The organism is Ligilactobacillus acidipiscis DSM 15836 (assembly GCF_001435755.1).
GTDB classification, from domain to species: Bacteria; Bacillota; Bacilli; order Lactobacillales; family Lactobacillaceae; genus Ligilactobacillus; species Ligilactobacillus acidipiscis.
Genome location: NZ_AZFI01000309.1, coordinates 1 through 906 on the forward strand (window position 1 = coordinate 1; position 906 = coordinate 906).

Genomic DNA, 906 nt, shown 5'->3' on the forward strand with positions numbered 1-906 from the left:
GCACCAAATTCACTTTGACCAGCTCTTAGAACCTGTTTAAAATCTTCTTAGGAGTAATACCAGAAACGCTAAGATAACCATTTGACGACTTGAATTGAGTTTACGCTCACAGTTCTTCCAAAGTCGTCGACATTTATCCAACCAACTGAAGGAACGTTCAACGATCCAGCGTTGTGGCAGTACTTCGAATTTATGAAGCTCATTGCGTTTAGCCACCTGGACGGTGGCGTTTAAATTAGTGTAAACATCAGCGGCAAAATTCGATCCAGTGTAGCCACCATCGACAAGAACCGATTTAACTTGCTGTAAATGCCCAGAATTTAGAGCTAACATGGCACTGGCTCCATTACGGTCGGAAACATTGGCCGTGGTGATGTGAATTGCTTGTGGTAAGCCGTTAATATCAACCGCTAGGTGGCGTTTGATGCCGGATATGCGTTTACCACCGTCGTAGCCGCGATGCTCAGCAGTATCGGTATTTTTAACGCTTTGTGCGTCAATGATTATGAAAGATGTTCTAGCCGAGCGTGACTGTTTTTCCCGTAGGGTAAAGACAATTTTTTTAAACACTGATCTAAGATTGATAGTTCATCAATAATCTGTTCCTCAGACCATACGCGATAATAGTAATAGACCAATTGCCAGCGAGGAAAATCAACTGGTAACTCGCGCCATTGACAGCCAGTTCTTAAAACATAGACAACTGCACAGAACAACTCATAAAGATCATACTTTCGAGGCCTCGTTGAACGCCGTGCAGCTTCTAAGTCGGGACGAATGAGTTCAAATTGTTGGCGGGAAATATTGCTTGGGTAGTTCATGACTAATCACCTTTTTTGAACTATCATACCAAATATATTAGATTTTAAACAAGTTCTTAGAAGATAACTTGCATTTTAAAGATGA

The 906-nt window shown here is 41.6% G+C and carries 1 protein-coding gene; it reads right to left on the reverse strand.

Features of this window, described 5'->3' with window-relative positions; all coding sequences use genetic code 11:
* Window positions 1-36: 36 nt before the first annotated feature.
* A protein-coding gene (locus FC65_RS10850; RefSeq protein ID WP_371878181.1) for an IS5 family transposase occupies window positions 37-821 on the reverse strand; the annotation gives its coding sequence in 2 pieces (ribosomal slippage) (window positions 37-569 and window positions 569-821; 786 coding nt in all).
* Between the last annotated feature and the right edge of the window lie 85 nt (window positions 822-906).